This window comes from Actinoallomurus purpureus, assembly GCF_024055795.1.
In the GTDB taxonomy this organism is placed as follows: domain Bacteria; phylum Actinomycetota; class Actinomycetes; order Streptosporangiales; family Streptosporangiaceae; genus Actinoallomurus; species Actinoallomurus purpureus.
Genome location: NZ_JAMXMY010000036.1, coordinates 1 through 14614 on the forward strand (window position 1 = coordinate 1; position 14614 = coordinate 14614).

Here is a 14614-nt window from a genome sequence, read left to right on the forward strand (position 1 = left end):
TGAGTTCTCAAGAAACGGACACACACCGTCAGGAACCCGACTCCCGCCGGACCCCCTCTGGGGCAACCCTTCTATCTTACCGTTCCGATCCCGCCTGTCAAGTCCCAGACCCGAAGATCTTGAACCCAACAACCACAGACCAGAACGCCCCCCGGACACGAACCACCCCGACCAGCCGAGCCGGCCGCAGCAGCCACATCCAGAAGTTCCCCTACAGGCCGACCACCGCTCAGCGATGTTCTGCATCCCGTCTCAGGGCGACCACACCATGCTACCCCTTCCGAACCGAAGTCCGGACCAGAAGCCACTCAGTGTGGGTTCCCCCGGGCCGGCCACCTTTCGGTGTCGCGCTCCCCTGGGGGCGAGGAGAACATTACGACCACCCGCAAACTCCGTCAAATCAGCGCCACGCGATCACGTGTGCGCGGATCATGAAGAGCCCGTGTGAGTCCTGACGACCGACGCGGGATATTCCAGCCCACGGGCGGCGCCCCGATCGTGGGCGCCGCCCGGCGGATTCACTCGGAGACGACGGTCACTCCGCCGATGTTCCGCTTTCCGCGCCGCAGCACGAGGAAGTGGCCGTGCAGCAGGTCGCCCTGGTCGGGTACTGCCGCCTCATCGGTGACCTTCACGTTGTTGATGTACGCCCCGCCCTGCGCGACCGTGCGCCGGGCCTCGGACTTGCTTCCCACGAGCCCGGTCGCCGCGAGCAGATCGACGACTGGAGGCAGCGGCCCCGACACGGTGGTGGACGGCACCTCGGCGAGGGCGCTTCCCAAGGTGCGCTCGTCCAGCTCGCCCAGGTCGCCCTGGCCGAACAGCGCACGAGACGCGGCGATCACCCGCTGCGTCTCCTCCGCCCCGTGGACCAGCGTGGTGAGCTCCTCGGCGAGGGCGCGTTGCGCGGCCCGGGCGGCGGGGCGCTCGCTGGTCGCCTTCTCCAGTTCCTCGATCTCCTCGTGGCTCCGGAAGCTGAAGTACTTCAGGTAGGTCGAGACGTCGCGGTCGTCGGCGTTCAGCCAGAACTGGTAGAAGGCGTACGGCGAGGTCAGCTCGGGATCCAGCCAGTAGGTCTCGCCACCGGCCGTCTTACCGAACTTGGTGCCGTCGGCACGGGTGACGAGCGGGGTCGTGAGCGCGTGCGCGCTGCCCCCCTCCACGCGCCGGATGAGGTCGGCGCCCGCGGTGAGGTTGCCCCACTGGTCGTTGCCACCGGTCTGGAGTCGGCAGTCGTACCTCCGGTACAGCTCGAGGAAGTCCAGGGACTGCAGCAACACGTAGCTGAACTCGGTGTAGCTCATTCCCGTGGTGTCCAGCCGCGACTTGACCGTCTCGCGGGCGAGCATGCGGTTGACGGGGAAGTGCTTGCCGATGTCGCGCAGGAACTCGATGGCCGACATGGGGCCGGTCCAGTCGAGGTTGCTGACGATGAGACCGCGGTCAGCGGTCAGGTCGAGGAACCGAGAGACCTGCTTCCGGATTTGTTCGACCCAGCCGGCGACGACCTCTTCGGAGTTCAGCGTGCGCTCGGCGCTCTTGCCGCTGGGGTCGCCGATGAGCCCGGTGGCGCCGCCGACCAGCCCGATGGTCCGGTGGCCGGCCTGCTGGAACCGGCGCAACGTCAGCAGCTGCATCAGGCTCCCCACGTGGAGGGAGGGCGCGGTCGGGTCGAAACCGCAATAGAGCGTGACCGGCCCCGAGGCGAGCATCGCCCGCAGATCGTCCAGGTCGGTGGACTGTGTGATCAGCCCTCGCCAGGCGAGATCGTCCAGTATGTCGGTCACGTTCTTCCTCGTCTCGTACGTGGTCCGGTCACTTCCAAGGATGCCGGACCGGCCGGCCATCAAGGTAACGCGGTGTCCGGCGGGTCCGGTGCGGATTTTCCTGTACGTCCCGTCGCCCGCCCGTAGGCCGTGAGGCCAGTGCGAGCCGGATCCCGGAACCGTCAGCCGGGTAGGCCCTCCGCGGCGGCCACCTTGGCGAGCATGCCTTCGAGAGCGGCGCACGCGGAGGCGCCGAGCGGGCCCCGGCGCGGCCTAACCCGACACGCGCCGGCGGCGGGCCGGCGTGTGCAGACGGTACGGGGACACACTCGGGTCCCCGTCGATCCAGAACCGCCAGGGCACGTCCTTGGCGCTGGTGACCCCCGTACGAGGCCCGGTGCGCACCTCGGTGGCGGGCTCCCCGGGCAGCACGCGCAGGGGGCTCTCCCGATCGCAGACGTCGGCGCCGTAGAGGGTGCGGTCGATGGCCAAGGCATCGCAGAGCCGGGCGGGCCCCCGCGCGAGGTCGCGGACCGAGGATCGCGGCCGGCGGGCCATGGCCGGCTCCCGGCCCTCAATGATCTCGCCGGCGCGGATCAGCACGGCGGCGGGGACGCCCTCCCCCAGGCACACCAGGTTCACGCAGTAGTGCATTCCGTAGGTGAAGTACACGTACGCGTGGCCGGGAGGGCCGAACATCACCGTGTTGCGGTCCGTCCGTCCCCGGTAGGCGTGCGACGCGGAATCGAGGGGGCCGGCGTACGCCTCCACCTCCGTCAGGCGCACCGCGACCGTGCCCTCGGGCGACGAGCGTTCGAGGACACGGCCGAGCAGGTCGGGTGCGACCTCTTCGGACAGACGATCGAAGAACGCCCGCGGGAGTGGATCGCCCATCAGATTCCCGAGGCCGCCCAGGAGGCGTGTCCGTCGACGAGCGAGCGCAGCGCCGTGAGCTGCTCGGCGACGCGCTCCGGCGAGGTGCCGCCGTACGCCTTCCGCGCGGCGAGCGCGCCCTGAACGGAGAACACGTCGCGTACGTCCGGGGTCAGGTGCGGGGAGACCTTGGCCAGCTCGTCGTCGGTGAGATCGCCGAAGTCCTTGTCGTTGACCTGGCACCACACGACGAGGTGGCCGACGACCTCGTGCGCCTCGCGGAACGCCACGCCCTTGCGGACCAGCAGCTCGGCGATGTCGGTGGCGAGCGCGAAGCCCTGCGGCGCGAGGGCCTCCAGGCGCTCGGCGTTGACGCGCATGGTGGCGATCAGGCCGGACATCGCGGGCAGGACGAGCAGGAGGGTGTCGATGGCGTCGAAGACGCCTTCCTTGTCCTCCTGCAGGTCGCGGTTGTAGGTGAGCGGCAGGCCCTTCAGGGTGGTCAGCAGCGCGGTGAGGTGACCGATGAGCCGACCGGCCTTGCCCCGGGCGAGCTCGGCGACGTCCGGGTTCTTCTTCTGCGGCATGATCGACGACCCGGTCGCGTAGGCGTCGTCCATCTCGATCCAGCGGAACTCCTGGGACGCCCAGAGCACGACCTCCTCGCCCAGCCGCGACAGGTGCACGCCGATCAGCGCGGCGGCGGCGAGGAACTCGACGGCGTAGTCACGGTCGCTGACGGCGTCCATCGAGTTGGCCGCGGCCGAGTCGAAGCCGAGCTCATCCGCGACGGCCTCCGGGTCCAGCGGCAGCGAGGATCCGGCGAGCGCGCCGGAGCCGAGCGGGCTCACCGCGGCCCGCTTGTCCCAGTCCCGCAGCCGGTCGACGTCGCGGGCGAACGCCTGCACGTGGGCGAGCAGCTGGTGGGAGAACAGCACCGGCTGGGCGTGCTGGAGATGGGTCATGCCCGGGGCGGCCACCCCGAGGTTATGGTCGGCCTGCGCGATGAGCGCGGTCTCCAGCTCCACGAGCCGGGACACGACCTGCCGGACGTGGTCCCGCATGTAAAGCCGCAGGTCGGTGGCGACCTGGTCGTTACGGCTGCGGCCAGCGCGCAGCTTGCCGCCGAGGGCGCCGAGGCGTTCGAGCAGGCCGCGCTCCAGCGCGGTGTGGACGTCCTCGTCGGCGACGACCGGGCGGAACCCGCCGGAGCGGCAGGCGTTCTCGAGGTCGTCGAGCGCGTCGAGCATGCGGCGCAGCTCGTCCTCGGTCAGCAGGCCCGCGCGGTGCAGCACCCGGGCGTGGGCACGCGACCCGAGCAGGTCGTACGGGGCGAGCCGCCAGTCGAACTGCACGCTGACCGACAGCCGGGCGAGGGCCTCGGACGGACCGCCCTCGAACCGGGCGCCCCACAGCCTGGTCGGCGTCTTGCGCTGCTGGTCGTCCGTCACGCTGTTCTTCTCCCCTTGATCACTCTTGGTCGGCGTCGGTGACCGGCCGCCGAAGTGAAACTACTGCATGGCGGCCGGGTTGTGTCGGTGGGTGCCGTCGTCCGCCCCGTGCCGATGGCGGGCCCGGAGCGGGCCCGGAGCGGGCCCGGAGCGGGCCCGTGTGTCGGCCGGGTGCCGCGGTCGCCCCGGCCCGACGGCGGACCCGGGGCGCCGGTCATGAGGCCGGTGGTGGTCAGCCGAGCCGGCGGTCCCGCTTGGCCGCGATCTTGCTCGGCAGGCTCCACAGCTCGACGAAGCCCTTGGCGAGGCTCTGGTCGAACATGTCGCCGGTGTCGTACGTCGCGAGGTCGTAGTCGTACAGGGATGCGCCGCTGCGCCGTCCGGTGACGACCGCCCGGCCGCCGTGGAGCGTCATCCGAATGTCGCCGGACACGTGTTTCTGTGCCTCGCCGATGAACGCGGCGAGGGAGTCCATCAGCGGCGAGAACCACAGCCCGTCGTAGGCCAGCTCGCTCCAGCGCTGGTCCACGCCCCGCTTGAACCGGGCGAGGTCGCGTTCGACCGTGACGTTCTCCAGCTCCTGGTGCGCGGTGATCAGGGCGATCGCGGCCGGGGCCTCGTACACCTCGCGGCTCTTGATGCCGACCAGGCGGTCCTCGACCATGTCGAGGCGCCCGACGCCCTGCGCGCCGGCCCGCCGGTTGAGCTCGGCGACGAGCCGGTACGGGCTGAGCTCCCGCCCGTCGAGCGCGACGGGGACGCCTTCCCTGAAGGTGATGGTCACCTCGTCGGCCTCACGCGGCTGAGCCGGGTCCGAGGTGTAGTCGTAGAGGTCCTCGATCGGAGCGTTCCAGATGTCCTCGAGGAAGCCGGTCTCGACGGCGCGGCCCCAGAGGTTCTGGTCGATGGAGTACGGCGACTTGGAGGTGACGTCGATCGGCAGGCCCTTCTCCTCGGCGAAGGCGATGGCCTTGTCCCGTGTCCAGGCGAAGTCCCGGGCGGGTGCGATGACCTTCAGCTCGGGGGCGAGGGCGGCCAGGCCGGCCTCGAACCGGACCTGGTCGTTGCCCTTGCCGGTGCAGCCGTGCGAGACCGTGGTCCCACCGTGCTTCTCGGCCGCCGCGACGAGGTGCTTGACGATCAGCGGCCGGGACAGCGCGGACACCAGCGGGTAGCGGTCCATGTAGAGGGCGTTGGCCTTCAGGGCGGGAAAGCAGAAGTCCGCCGTGAACTCCTCCTTGGCGTCGACGACGACCGCTTCGGCGGCACCGCAGGCGAGGGCGCGCTTCCGGATGACCTCGAGGTCCTCCCCGTCCTGCCCCAGGTCGACGGCGACGGCGATGATCTCCCCGCCGGTCTGCTCGGCGAGGAACGGGATCGCTACGGAGGTGTCCAGGCCTCCGGAGTAGGCGAGTACGACGCGTTCGGTCATGACGGTGGCTCCAGTTTTTGAGAAGTCCTCGTGTGTGCTGCCGGTGGGCGCCACCGTGGGCGGCGCCCTAGGGTCGTCGTCGGGCGTCCTCGGACACCACCCGCGTGCCCGGGACGATGCCTCGGCCCGCGGCATGAGGGGCGTCGGCGGCGGACTCCCGCGCCGGGCCCCAGGACGGCTCGACGGGGACACCGCCCACACCGCCGCGCGGGGCGCGCGGATGGCGTTCGTCCGGGCGTCGCTCGGTCAGGGCCAGCAGCGCGGCGGCGAGCTCGTCGCCGCCCGCGGGGTCGCGCGCGATGACGAGGATCGTGTCGTCGCCCGCGACGGTGCCGAGCACGGTGGGCCAGTCGGCGTGGTCGATGGCCGAGGCGAGGAACTGCGCGCCGCCGGCCGGGGTCCGTACGATCACCAGGTTGGCGGAGGCCTCGGCCGAGACCAGCAGCTCCTGGGCGAACCGGGCCAGCCGGCCGCCGAAGGTCTCGGCCGCGCCGGTCCGGGCGCGGCGGATGCGCTCGCCGCCCTCCCCCGGCACCGCGTAGATCAGTGAACCGTCCTCGGCCCGCAGCTTGACGGCACCGATGTCGACGAGGTCGCGCGACAGAGTGGCCTGGGTGACGTCGACGCCGGCCTCGGCGAGCAGCCTGGCCAGCTCGCTCTGGGAGTGGACGGCGTTGCGGCCGAGCAGCTCGATGATCCGCGACTGCCGCGCCGTCTTCGTCAGGGGCGTGGTCATGCCGCCCCCAGGATTCCCGGCAGGGCCGTGACGAAGGAGTCGACCTCGTCCGGCGTGATGATCAGCGGCGGGGCGAGCCGGATGGCCTGGGGCGCGACGGCGTTGATGAGGAAGCCCTCGTCGCGGGCGGCGGACTCGACGGCGGCGGACTTCGGCTCGGTGAGGACGATCGCCCGCCACAGTCCCCGGCCGCGTATGCCCTTCAGGAGGGGGTGGTCGAGCGCCTCGACGCCGTCGGCGAGCTGGTCGCCGACCTTGGTGACGTGGTCGAGGAGTCCGTCGCGCTCGATGGTGTCGAGCACGGCCAGCGCGGCCGCGCAGGCCACCGGGTTGCCGCCGAACGTCGAGCCGTGATCTCCCTTGCCGAACGCCGTGGCGTACGGGCCGAGGCCGACGCAGGCACCGATGGGAAGCCCGCCGCCGAGCCCCTTCGCCATAGTGATCACGTCGGGCCGGACGCCCTCGTGCTGGTGCTGGAACCAGGCGCCGGTGCGGCCGATCCCGCTCTGGATCTCGTCGAGGACCAGGGCCGCGCCGGTCTCGTCGCAGATCGCCCGTGCGGCCGCGAGGTAGCCCTCCGGCGGGGCGATCACTCCGGCCTCGCCCTGGGTCGGTTCGAGGAAGACGGCCGCGCAGTCGCCGGTGACGGCGGCCCGCAGCTCGTCGACCGAGCCGTACGTCACGAACCGCACGTCCGCCGCGAACGGGCCGAACGGCTCGCGGATCTTCGCCTTGCCGGTCAGCGCCAGGGAGCCCATCGTCCGGCCGTGGAATCCGCCGTCCGCCGCGACCACGTAGCTGCGGCCGGGGCCGGCATGGCGGCGGATGAGCTTGTAGGCCGCCTCGTTGGCCTCGGTGCCGGAGTTGGCGAAGAAGACTCGCCCTTCGGCGCCCAGCAGGCCGAGCAGCCGCTCGGCGAGCAGCACCTCCGGCTCGTGCAGGAACAGGTTGGAGGTGTGCGCGAGGGTGGCGACCTGCGCGGACACCGCCTCGACCAGCGCAGGGTGGCCGTGCCCGAGGGCGGAGACCGCGATGCCGCCGATCAGGTCGAGGTAGGCGTTGCCGTCGGTGTCCCAGACGCGGCAGCCCTCGCCGCGGGCCAGCGCGAGCGGGGGGACGCCGTAATTCGGCATCAGCGCGGCCTCGAACCGTTTTCGCAGATCGTTCATGCCGGCACCACCATGGTTCCGATCCCCTCGTCGGTGAAGACCTCGAGTAGCAGCGCGTGCGGGACCCGGCCGTCGAGGACGTGGGCGCGGGGCACCCCGGCGCGCACCGCGCGCAGGCAGGCCTCCATCTTGGGCACCATGCCCGCTGACAGGTCGGGCAAAAGCTTCTCCAGATCGTCGGCGGTGATCTGGTCGATGACGTCGGAGGCGTCCGGGGAGCCGTCGGCCGGCCAGTCGGAGTACAGGCCCTCGACGTCGGTCAGCACGATCAGCTTGCTCGCCTGGAGCGCGGCGGCCAGCGCGCCCGCCGCGGTGTCGGCGTTGACGTTGAAGACCTCGCCGTCCTCGCCGCGCGCGATGCTGGAGATCACCGGGATGCGGCCGTCGTCGAGGAGGCTGCGGACCGCCCCGGCGTCGACGTCGACGATCTCACCGACCAGGCCGATGTCGACCTGCTCCCCGTCGACCACGGCGGTCTTCCGTTCGGCGGTGAACAGCCGGGCGTCCTCGCCCGACATGCCGACGCCGAACGGGCCGTGCTGGTTGAGCAGCCCCACGACGTCCGGTCCGACCTGGCCGACCAGCACCATCCGGACGACGTCCATGGTCTCCGGCGTGGTCACCCGGAGCCCGGCCTTGAAGGTGCTCTCGAGGCCCAGCCGGTCGAGATGGGCGTTGATCTGCGGGCCCCCGCCGTGCACCACGACCGGGCGGAGCCCGGCGTACCGGAGGAAGGCGACGTCACGGGCGAAGGCCAGCCGCAGCTCGTCGTCGACCATGGCGTGCCCGCCGTACTTGATCACGACGGTCCTGCCGTGGAACTCCTCCAGCCAGGGCAGCGCCTCGATGAGCGTGGCCGCCTTCTGCAGGGCGGCCGCGTTCGCCTGCGTGCGGATGCGCGGTGGCGGTTTCATGAGGAGTACGCGGAGTTCTCGTGGACGTAGTCGGCGGTCAGATCCGTGGTGTGCACGGTCGCGGTGTGGGTGCCGGAGCCGAGGTCGACGGTGATGGTCACGTCGCGGGGGCGCATGTCCACCTTCGAACGGTCGTCGCCGAACGACCCGTTGCGGCACACCCAGACGCCGTTGATCGCGACGTTGAGCCGGTCGGGGTCGAAGACGGCCTCGGTGGTGCCGACGGCGGACAGCACGCGTCCCCAGTTCGGGTCCTCGCCGTGGATCGCGCACTTCAGCAGGTTGCTGCGGGCGACCGCGCGCCCGACCAGCACCGCGTCGTGGTCGCTGGCCGCGCCGACGACGTCGATCGCGATCGCCTTGGTGGCGCCCTCGGCGTCGAGGAGGAGCTGCCGGGCGAGGTCGGCGCAGATGCCGGTGACGGTCTCGGCGAGCTCGTCCTCGGACGGGCTCACGCCGCTCGCGCCGCTGGCCAGCAGCAGGACGGTGTCGTTGGTGGACATGCAGCCGTCGGTGTCGAGCCGCTCGAAGGTCACCTCACTCGCCCGCCGCAGCACCCGGTCGAGCGTCACCGCGTCGACGTCGGCGTCGGTCGTGATGACGCAGAGCATGGTGGCCAGGGCCGGCGCGAGCATCCCCGCGCCCTTGGCCATGCCTCCGACCGTGTAGCCGCCGACCGCCCGCCGGAAGGCGATCTTGGCGACGGTGTCGGTCGTCCGGATCGCGTCGGCCGCCGGCAGGCCGCCGTCGCGGGACAGCTCGCGGGCCGCGGTGCCGATGCCGGTCAGCAGCGCGTTCATGGGCAGCCGCTCGCCGATGAGGCCGGTGGAGCAGACCGCGATCTCGCCGGCCGAATCGTCGATGACGTCGGCGACCTTCTCCGCGGTCTGGTGCACGTCCTGGAAGCCCGCGGGGCCGGTGCAGGCGTTGGCCCCGCCGGAGTTGAGCACGACGGCGCGCACCCGCCCGCCGCGCAGCACCTGCTCCGACCACAGCACCGGCGCGGCCTTCACGCGGTTGCGGGTGAAGACGCCGGCCGCCGCGCGGGACGGACCGTCGTTGACGACGAGGGCGAGGTCACGCTCACCGCCCTTCTTGATGCCGGCGGCGAGTCCGGCCGCTCTGAAGCCGAGAGGGGCGGTGACGCTCACGGGGCGACTCCGATCGTGGTGAGACCCATTGGTTCGGGCAGGCCGAGGGCGAGGTTCGCGCTCTGCACGGCCCCGCCGGCGGTGCCCTTGGTGAGGTTGTCGATGGCGGCCACCGCGACGACGCGCCCGGCCCGCTCGTCGAACGCGACCTGGACCACGGCGGTGTTCGCGCCGAGCGTCATCGCGGTCGCGGGCCACTGCCCCTCGGGCAGGAGACGGACGAACGGCTCGTCGGCGTAGGCCCGCGCGTACGCCTCCCGCACCGCGGCCGCGCCGACGCCGGGCGCGGCCTTGGCCGAGCAGGTGGCGAGGATGCCCCGGCTCATCGGCGCGAGGGTCGGCGTGAACGACACCGTGACCGGGTGCCCGGCGACCGCGGACAGCTGCTGGGTGATCTCCGGGGTGTGACGGTGGGCGCCGCCGACGCCGTACGCGCTCATGGAGCCCATGACCTCGCTGCCGAGCAGGTTGGGCTTTGGCGCGCGGCCCGCTCCGGACGTGCCGGACGCGGCGACGATCACGGCCTCGGGCTCGGCCAGCCCGGCGGCGTACGCGGGGAACAGCGCCAGCAGCGACACGGTCGGATAGCACCCCGGCACCGCGATGCGCCGCGTGGTCCGGAGCCGCTCGCGGTTGCCGGGCAGCTCCGGCAGGCCGTACGGCCAGGTGCCGGCGTGCGCGCCGCCGTAGTAGTACTCCCAGTCGGCCGCGTCGGCGAGCCGGAAGTCGGCGCCGCAGTCGACGACGAGCACGTCGTCGCCGAGCCGCTCGGCGATCGGCCCGGACTGCCCGTGCGGCAGGGCCAGGAAGACGACGTCGTGGCCGGCCAGGGTCTCGGGCGTCGTGTCGGCGAGGACACGGTCCGCCAGGGGGTGCAGGTGCGGCTGGTGGGCGCCGAGGCGGGTGCCCGCGCTCGAACCCGCGGTCAGCGCGCCGATCTCGAACTCGGGGTGGCCGGACAGAACGCGTAGCAGCTCACCGCCCGCGTAGCCGCTCGCTCCGGCGATCGCCGCCCGCGTGCCCATCGTCTCCTCCTCCGTCGATGCGTTAAGTATGCAATTCATTGCATCATCATGCAAGCGCCGTTCCAGCATCCGAGAAACCGTTAAGGTGCCCGCATCCCAGCCGAGGAGAACACATGCGCCGTATCGCCGTGATGTCCCTGACCCTGTCCCTGGCCGCCCTGCTCGCCGCCGCCGGTTGTGGCTCGGGCGACAAGCCGAAGGCCGCGAAGACGCCTGCGGCCGGCGCGGCCGACTGCGGAAAGGTCGACGCGGCGGGCGGCGCCCCGGCGTATCTCAAGGTCACCAAGGGCTCGGCCCCCTGCGCGGACGCGGTCTCGGTCTACAAGGCGTTCTTCGCCGAGGTCGCCGACGGCAAGGCGCCCGGCCAGGGCAGCGGAGGCGGGCTCGCGGTCCAGGGCTGGTCGTGCGTCATCTACCCGCCGGACAAGATCCAGCAGAACGGCCGCGGCGCCGACTGCACGAAGGGCGGCACCACCGTCACCGCCTTCCAGAACGCCCACTGACGTGCCCTGGTGGTGGCGCGCGCCGCCACCAGGGCCGGGTCAGACGAGGCGGCGCGCGACGAGGACGGCGTCGTGGACGGTGATGTCGCGACCTTCGGGATCCACCACGACGCGCGGCCGGGACTCGGCGGCCTGCACCTCCCACGCGGTCGGGTCGAGCGAGGACGCGACCTCCTCGCCGGTGAACATCATGTCCGGGAAGTGCATGCGGTGGGCCGTGGTCCGCAGGTCGGACGGGTCGTGCCCGACGACCAGCAGGGTGCCGCCCGGGGCCACCGCCGCGGCCAGCCGGGCGAACAGTGCCCGTCGCGTCTCGCCCGGCAGGTGCATGAACTGGGACGACACCAGGTCGTACGCGCCCTCGGCGGGCGCGTGGTCGCGTAGATCCGCGTGGACCCACTCGATGCGGTCGGCCGCCGGCGGCCCGGCGGACGCGGCATGGGAGGCGGCCCTCTCGAGCGCGGTCGGGGAGATGTCGACCGCCGTCACCTGCCAGCCCCGCTCGGCGAGCCACACCGCGTCGGCGCCCTCGCCGCTGCCGACGTCGAGTGCCCGCCCAGGGGGCAGCCCGGTGGCCTCGGTGACGATCTGGGGGTTCGGGTGTCCGCTCCAGACCGAGGGGTTCGCGCGGTAGCGCTCCTCCCAGGCGTCCTCCTCGAACATCGTGCGCACCTGGTGGCGGTAGGCCTCGAGGGCGTCGCGGGTCTCCTCGGCGACGAGATCGGCGTTGATCGCCGCTCCGGCGTTCAGGCCGGCGGCGGCGGCCGTGATCACGTGGGCGCGCACGTCGGCCACGTTGCCCGCCACCCATACCCCGGGCACGGTGGTGGCCCCCGTCGGGTCGGCGGGGACCTGGCCGCCGATGACGTCACCGCCCATCTCCACCTCGACCGCCTTCAGCCCGAGCGGCTCCAGCAGGTCCGTGCGGGGGGTGAGCCGCGACATGACCACCACCACGTCGAGCGGGACGACCTCGCCGGAGGCGAGCCGGACACCGATGAGCGTGTCGGCGTCCACCTCGAGCCCCACGACCGGGCCGTTCACGACGGCGATCCGGCGCGCGGCGAGCCGCTCGGCGTCCTCGGCGCTCAGTGCCGGGGCGTCGTGCATCAGGAGCGTCAGGTCGGGGCTCCACTGCCGCCACAGGTTCGCCTGCTCCGGGGCGACCGTGCCGGTGGCCAGGACGCCGATCCGCCGGTCGCGGGCCTCCCACCCGTGGCAGTACGGGCAGTGCAGGACGTCGCGACCCCATCGCCCGGCCAGTCCGGGCACGTCGGGCAGCTCGTCGACGAGCCCGGTCGTCAGCAGCAGCCGCCGCGCCCGCACGCCGCGCCCGCCGTCCAGCGTCACGAGGAAGCCGTCGCCTCGTCGCGCCACAGCCTCGACCCGCCCGGCGATGACCTCGCCGCCGTACCCTGTCACCTCCGCGCGCCCGGCGGCCACCAGGTCGGCGGGTGGCGTGCCCTCCCGTGCCAGGTAGTTGTGCACGTGCCCGGCGGGGGCATTGCGCGGCTCCCCGGCATCCACCACCAGCACCGACCGCCGTGCCCGCGCCAGCGCCAGGGCCCCGCTGAGGCCGGCGGGGCCTCCGCCGACCACCACCACGTCGTAGTTCTCATCCATCGTGTGCTCCTCTTCGGACGTCGTCCGTGCCCACGGTGCAACGCGTCCGCCGATCCGACAAACAAAGTTGCCGATACGGCGAAAACGAGAGGGGCCTGGCATCCGCCGCATCCGCCGGCCCACGGCCGCGCGCGACGCGCGTGGGGTGCGGGCGCGTGGGGCCTGTGGGGCCCATGGGGCCCGTGGGGCCCGGGGGCCCGTGGGGCGCGGCATGGCACCGGTCCGGCTCGCGGAGATCACCGGCATCTGCGGGAGACCAGGATCTTCGGCACATGAGTGGGTATGGCGTTTTGCCCCGGATATAACCTTTTTGAGGAGAGATATCGTGGCTCACCATACGGAACTCGAGCGCAAGTACGACGCCGACGCGGACTTCGTGCTTCCCGACCTGCGGAACGCTCGCGTCGAGGTCGGCGAACCCGCGACGCACACCCTCCAGGCCCGCTACTTCGACACCGAGGACCTGCGCCTCGCCGCGCGCGGGATCACCCTGCGACGCCGCCAGGGCGGTGATGACGCCGGTTGGCACCTGAAGCTGCCGGCGGGCGAGAACACCAAGCGAGAGATCCAGCTGCCGCTCGGCGACGATGCCCGGGCCGTACCGGAAGAGCTGGCCAGGCTCGTCACCGCCCACGCGCGCGGCCGGCCGCTCGTCCCGGTGGCCGAAGTGGAGACGCGCCGGGTCGAACGCCCCCTGCTGGACGAGAACGGGCGGGTTCTGGCGAAACTGGCCGACGACACGGTGCATGCGCACCCGTTCGGCCGGAACGACGGCGAGGTCCGCCTGATGGCGTGGCGGGAGATCGAGATCGAGGCCGTCACCGCCTCCGACGATTTCCTGGCCGCCGTCGGCGACCACCTGCTCGGCGCGGGCGCCCGGGAGGCCGCCGCCCGGTCGAAGCTGGCGCGGACCCTGGAGACGGTTCCCACCACGACGCGGCCGTCGGCCACCGGCACCGCCGGAGGCGTCCTGGTGACCTATCTGGCAAAGCACTACGAGGAGATGCTGGCCTCCGACCCGCTGGTCCGCCTGGCGGATCACGACGACGACTCGGTGCACAGGATGCGCGTGGCCGTACGCCGCATGCGCAGCCTCCTGCGCACCCATCGGCGCATGATCGCTTCGGCCCGTGCCGTGGGCCTCGACACCGAGCTGAAGTGGCTGGCCGACACCCTGGGAGAGGTCCGCGATCTGGAAGTCCTCCGGGCGCGGTTCGAGCGGCGCCTGGCGGACCTGCCCGACGCCGACCAGCGGCCGACGTGGCTGGCCGGGATGGCGACGGAGGAGTTCCGCGCCCGCGACCGGCTGCGCGCGGCGCTGTCGGCACCGCGGTATCTGGCCATCCTCGACAGCGTCGACGTCTTCCTCGCCTCCCCGCCCCTCATCGGCGAACGCGCCGCCCGGCCGGCCCGGCGGGAGACGGCGAGGACCGTCACCAAGGCCTGGCGGACGATGCTGCGCCGCCACGCCCACGCCGCCGGCCTGCCCGCCGGTCCGGCACGCGACGCCGCCCTGCACCGCGCCCGTAAGGCCGCCAAGCGTGCCCGCTACACCGCCGAGGCCGCTGTGCCGGCTCTGGGGTCGCCCGCCAAGAAGCTGGCCCGTCGTGCCGCGCGGCTGCAGGATCTGCTCGGCGCCCACCACGACGGCGTCGTCGCCGCCGGCCGGCTCGGCGACCTCGCCCGCCGGCCCGGGACGTCCGCCGTGGAGGCCTTCGCCATGGGCCGGCTCGCCGAGCGGGAGGAACGCGACCGGGAACGCGAACCGCGTGACCTGCCCGCTGCGGTGAAGAAGGCCGCCGCACGCAAGCCGCTCCGCGCCCTGCGCCGGGCGTGACCGGCGCGGCACGGGGGGAAGGGGCGCGGCCCCGCGGACGGCCGCTCCGTTCCGCTCCTCTCCCCTGACCGCGTGCACGGGTCTACCTGCGGCGACCCGGGTTGGTCGAGACTTCTCCCCGAGTTCCCCCATCC

At 72.5% G+C, this 14614-nt stretch carries 11 protein-coding genes and 1 pseudogene; 2 read left to right on the plus strand and 10 right to left on the minus strand.

What is annotated here, in order from left to right; all coding sequences use genetic code 11:
* Positions 1–518 precede the first annotated feature (518 nt).
* From tyrS to argC, 9 genes and pseudogenes are all read right to left on the minus strand, one after another.
* Positions 519–1787, minus strand: coding sequence for a tyrosine--tRNA ligase (gene tyrS, locus NE236_RS40960; RefSeq protein ID WP_252847700.1), 1269 nt, complete (start codon positions 1785–1787; stop codon positions 519–521).
* Between the two features lie 252 nt (positions 1788–2039).
* Positions 2040–2660, minus strand: a complete 621-nt coding sequence (locus NE236_RS40965; RefSeq protein WP_252847701.1) for a DNA-3-methyladenine glycosylase — start codon at positions 2658–2660, stop codon at positions 2040–2042.
* Positions 2660–4090, minus strand: a complete 1431-nt coding sequence (argH, locus tag NE236_RS40970; protein ID WP_252847703.1) for an argininosuccinate lyase — start codon at positions 4088–4090, stop codon at positions 2660–2662. The genes NE236_RS40965 and argH overlap by 1 nt, the downstream gene beginning before the upstream one ends.
* 232 nt (positions 4091–4322) lie before the next feature.
* Entirely contained in the window at positions 4323–5522 is a 1200-nt protein-coding gene (locus NE236_RS40975; RefSeq protein WP_252847705.1) for an argininosuccinate synthase, read from the minus strand.
* A gap of 232 nt (positions 5523–5754) precedes the next feature.
* Positions 5755–6258, minus strand: a pseudogene (locus NE236_RS40980) (arginine repressor); the annotation flags it as partial.
* The gene (locus tag NE236_RS40985; RefSeq protein ID WP_252847706.1) at positions 6255–7427 is read right to left on the minus strand and encodes an acetylornithine transaminase; all 1173 of its coding nucleotides are present in this window, start codon (positions 7425–7427) and stop codon (positions 6255–6257) included. The pseudogene NE236_RS40980 and the gene NE236_RS40985, both read right to left, overlap by 4 nt.
* On the minus strand, positions 7424–8341 hold the full coding sequence (argB, locus tag NE236_RS40990) for an acetylglutamate kinase (protein WP_252847707.1): 918 nt from the start codon (positions 8339–8341) through the stop codon (positions 7424–7426). Before argB ends, NE236_RS40985 begins: the two co-directional genes overlap by 4 nt.
* Positions 8338–9492 (minus strand): bifunctional glutamate N-acetyltransferase/amino-acid acetyltransferase ArgJ, encoded by a 1155-nt coding sequence (gene argJ, locus NE236_RS40995; RefSeq protein WP_252847708.1) that lies wholly within the window; start codon positions 9490–9492, stop codon positions 8338–8340. The genes argB and argJ overlap by 4 nt, the downstream gene beginning before the upstream one ends.
* The gene (argC, locus tag NE236_RS41000; protein ID WP_252847766.1) at positions 9489–10517 is read right to left on the minus strand and encodes an N-acetyl-gamma-glutamyl-phosphate reductase; all 1029 of its coding nucleotides are present in this window, start codon (positions 10515–10517) and stop codon (positions 9489–9491) included. The genes argJ and argC overlap by 4 nt, the downstream gene beginning before the upstream one ends.
* A 113-nt stretch (positions 10518–10630) precedes the next feature.
* On the opposite strand from argC, the gene NE236_RS41005 reads away from it, so the two are divergent.
* Positions 10631–11020 (plus strand): hypothetical protein, encoded by a 390-nt coding sequence (locus NE236_RS41005; RefSeq protein WP_252847709.1) that lies wholly within the window; start codon positions 10631–10633, stop codon positions 11018–11020.
* Between the two features lie 39 nt (positions 11021–11059).
* Here the strand turns inward: NE236_RS41005 and NE236_RS41010 are convergent, their stop codons facing one another.
* A complete protein-coding gene (locus NE236_RS41010; protein ID WP_252847710.1) occupies positions 11060–12643 on the minus strand; it encodes an FAD-dependent oxidoreductase in 1584 nt (527 codons plus the stop codon).
* Positions 12644–12968: 325 nt separating this feature from the next.
* On the opposite strand from NE236_RS41010, the gene NE236_RS41015 reads away from it, so the two are divergent.
* Complete coding sequence (locus tag NE236_RS41015) at positions 12969–14480, plus strand: CYTH and CHAD domain-containing protein (protein WP_252847711.1); 1512 nt, start codon at positions 12969–12971, stop codon at positions 14478–14480.
* The last annotated feature ends 134 nt before the right edge of the window (positions 14481–14614 follow it).

Bases quoted from the DNA above. Each gene is read 5' to 3' on its own strand.
- NE236_RS40965 (WP_252847701.1), bottom strand. From the start codon at position 2,660: ATGGGCGATCCACTCCCGCGGGCGTTCTTCGATCGTCTGTCCGAAGAG.
- NE236_RS40975 (WP_252847705.1), bottom strand. From the start codon at position 5,522: ATGACCGAACGCGTCGTACTCGCCTACTCCGGAGGCCTGGACACCTCC.
- NE236_RS40985 (WP_252847706.1), bottom strand. From the start codon at position 7,427: ATGAACGATCTGCGAAAACGGTTCGAGGCCGCGCTGATGCCGAATTAC.
- argB (WP_252847707.1), bottom strand. From the start codon at position 8,341: ATGAAACCGCCACCGCGCATCCGCACGCAGGCGAACGCGGCCGCCCTG.
- argC (WP_252847766.1), bottom strand. From the start codon at position 10,517: ATGGGCACGCGGGCGGCGATCGCCGGAGCGAGCGGCTACGCGGGCGGT.
- NE236_RS41005 (WP_252847709.1), top strand. From the start codon at position 10,631: ATGCGCCGTATCGCCGTGATGTCCCTGACCCTGTCCCTGGCCGCCCTG.
- NE236_RS41010 (WP_252847710.1), bottom strand. From the start codon at position 12,643: ATGGATGAGAACTACGACGTGGTGGTGGTCGGCGGAGGCCCCGCCGGC.